The following is a 3118-nucleotide window of genomic DNA, read 5'->3' on the forward strand; positions in this document are numbered from 1 at the left end:
TGGAGTCCTCGAGTATGACGATATAGCTGTCGTCGATCGTGCCGGGGGCGTCGGCGCCTGTGATGAAGCCCTGGGGCTGGTCCGCGGTGGTGGCGTGTGCGGGCAGGGCGACGGCCACACCGACGGCCAGGACTGCGGCGGTGGCCGATACGGTCTTGCGCATCACTGCCATCTGAGGGGTCCTCCTCATCGAGGTGCTGCTGCCGCGGAGTGCGGACGCCGGAGTCCGTCAGCGGGCCGGTGCCCACGACCCGGTGAACAGGTCGGCGGGGACGGCCTCGGCCAGCAGCCGGTAGCCCTCCGGGTTGAGGTGCAGCCAGTCGCCGTCGTGCAACGCGGGGTGCAGGCGCGCCGGGTCGTCCGGATCGCGGACCACCCGGTCGAAGTCGAGGACGGCGTCGAAGGCACCGCCGGTGCGGATCCAGGAGTTGACGGTCTGCCGGGCCGCCTCCCGGTGCCCGGCCGGGTCGTCGTACAGGGCATGGCCCGCGAACGGCAGCAGCGTGGCCCCGTACACCGGGATGTCGTGGGCGTGCGCCCGGACGATGATCTGCTCGTAGGCGGCGATGAGTTCCGCCGCCAGCGCCTGCTGATCGGCGGCCGTCGCGGGCGCGTTGCCGATGTCGTTGACGCCCTCGAACACGATCAGCCAGGCGACGCCGGTGTGCGCGAGGATGTCGCGGTCGAAGCGCGCCAGCGCGTTGGGGCCGAGACCGTCGAGGAGGATGCGGTTGCCGCCGGCCGCTTGGTTGAGGACGGCGACCGCGCTGGTGTCTCCCCGCTCCTGGAGCCGGTCGAAGAGCCGGTCGGGCCAGCGGTCGTTGCCGTTGATGGTGGAGCCGCGGCCGTCGCTGAGCGAGTCGCCGAGGACGGCGACGGCGGCGGTCCCGGCCGGGGCCGTCACCTCGATGCCGCTCAGCAGGTACCAGCGGGTGGCCGGGGTCGCCCCCGGCAGCTCGGCGGCCGTCGTGTGATCGCCCTTCAGCAGGTAGGACGTGGTCCGTGAGCCCGGATGGCCGGTGAGGGCGAGCGAGGGCTGGCCCTGCGCCAGATACGTGGTGACCGTGACATTGCTCCCGGCGGCCAGCGGCAGCTCCAGCGGATCGGAGACGATCTGCGCGCCGACGGGGACGGTGACCGAGGCGCGTCCGTTGAAGGTGACCGGGAGCAGGGTCTCCGGCCGGATGCCGGGGACCCCGGCCCGGCCGTCCACCGGCAGGGCCACCGTCACGGCGGTGAGCGGCAGCGGGGTGTCGCCGAAGGCGTTGGAGAACCGCAGCCGCAGCCGGTCGCCGCCGGTGGTCAGCCGGGCGGTCTGCCGCAGGGTGGTGTCCACCAGGACGGCGTCGTCCCCGGTGAACGGCGGGGGCGGCATGTTGTGCGGCTCGGTGAGCTGCGGCATCGCCGTCCAGCTGTGCACCCAGCGGTGTTCGGCACCGGGGCGCCCGGTGGCGGCGGGGTCGCCCTCGGCCGAGGCACCGACGGAGGAGGCCAGCAGGACGGTCAGGGCCAGCAGGCCGACGGTGAGCAGCAGGCCGAGCGGGCCGCTCCGTACCGTTCTTCTCAGCAGGGACATGGACGGATCCGCCCTTCTCGACAGCCGTGACGGCCCGTGCCCCGGTGCCCCCGGAGCGGACCCCGCGCGGAAAGCGTGGCATGAACACGACTTGCCTCGCAACGGTGTCCCCGGAGCGGAGCACGGCCCGGGGACACCCCGGATGACGCACCGTCAGAAGAATGTCACCGCCTCCGCGTTACATCCGTCATCCGCACCGATGACTTACGGCAGTCGCCGCGGCCCCCCGCCGCCGGAAGCATGGAACCCACCCACCGGCCACCACCGGCCACCGCGCCGGTGACCCATGAGGAGGACCATGCGTATCCGTGCCCGTACCCGCCGCCTGACAGCGTTCGGCGCGACGCTGCTGATGGTGGGAGCACTCGGCGCCTGCACGACGGAAAGCTCCGAGGAGCCCTCCGGGACCACCCCCGACGCGTCCTCCGGCGACCTGCGGCGCTTCTACGAGCAGGAACTGGCCTTCGAGCCGTGCGAGCCCTACGCCACCACCGCGGCGGACGCGGAACTCTTCGCGGACGAGCGGTTCGAGTGCGCCCGCCTGGAGACACCGCTGGACTACACCGACCCGGACGGCGCCACCGCCTCGATCGCCCTGCTGCGGCTGCCCGCCCGGGGCGAACCCCTCGGCTCCCTGCTGACCAACCCGGGCGGCCCCGGATTCCCCGGCATGAACTTCGCCGCGCTGATCGGCCTGCTGGGACCGGACAGCCCGGTCACGGAACGGTTCGACCTCATCGGCTTCGACCCGCGCGGCACCGGCGCCTCCCGGCCCGCCCTGGACTGCTACAGCGACGCCGAACGCGAGGCCGGCGTCATATCGGAACCACACGTCCTCGGCGGCTGGACGGACGAGGACTCCCGGCGCTGGACGGAACAGTGCGCCGAACGGTCCGGCGGCGAGAAGGCGCTCGCCCACGTGGGCACCCGCGACGCCGCGCGCGACATGGACGTCCTGCGCGCGGTGCTCGGCGACGACCGGCTGAGCTACCTCGGCACCAGCTACGGCTCCCGGCTGGGCGCCGTCTACGCCGAGATGTTCCCCGAGAACGTCAGGGCGCTCGTGCTGGACGGGCCGATGGACCCCTACGCCGGCACCGCGGAACGGCGCGCACAGCAGTTCACCGGCCTCCAGCGGTCGTTCGACCTGATGGGCGCCGCCTGCACCGCACAGCCCGACTGCCCGCTGGGCACCGACCCCGAGGCGGTGACCGAACGCTTCCAGGAGATCGTCCGGCCCCTGCTGGACGAGCCCGTCCCGGCCGGGGACGGACGCGAACTCAGCTACGCCAACGCGATCGACGGAGTCGTCGCCGGACTGTACGCCGAGTCCGCCTGGCCGCTGATCGTCGAGGGCATCCGCGAGGTGCGGGACGGACGCGGCGAGACGCTGCTGGGACTCCAGGACGGCTACTACCAGCGCGAGGCGGACGGCAGCTACAGCAACGCCATCGAAGCCACCCAGGCCATCAACTGCCTGGACGAGGATCGGCTGACCCCCGAGGAGGAGACGGCCCTGATCCGCACCGTCCTGGACGCCGC

General features: G+C 72.8%; 2 protein-coding genes. One reads left to right on the forward strand and one right to left on the reverse strand.

All coding sequences use genetic code 11. The features are described 5' to 3' along the window. Positions 1-229 precede the first annotated feature (229 nt). A complete protein-coding gene (locus ACFV5N_RS26325) occupies positions 230-1576 on the reverse strand; it encodes an SGNH/GDSL hydrolase family protein (RefSeq protein ID WP_385604588.1) in 1347 nt (448 codons plus the stop codon). A 298-nt stretch (positions 1577-1874) separates the two neighbouring features. Between ACFV5N_RS26325 and ACFV5N_RS26330 the strand changes: the two genes are divergently transcribed. Beyond that, on the forward strand, positions 1875-3118 hold a 1244-nt coding region (locus tag ACFV5N_RS26330), incomplete at its 3' end, for an alpha/beta fold hydrolase (RefSeq protein ID WP_385604591.1).

The sequence above is a fragment of the Streptomyces sp. NPDC059853 genome, assembly GCF_042731495.1.
GTDB lineage: Bacteria > Actinomycetota > Actinomycetes > Streptomycetales > Streptomycetaceae > Streptomyces.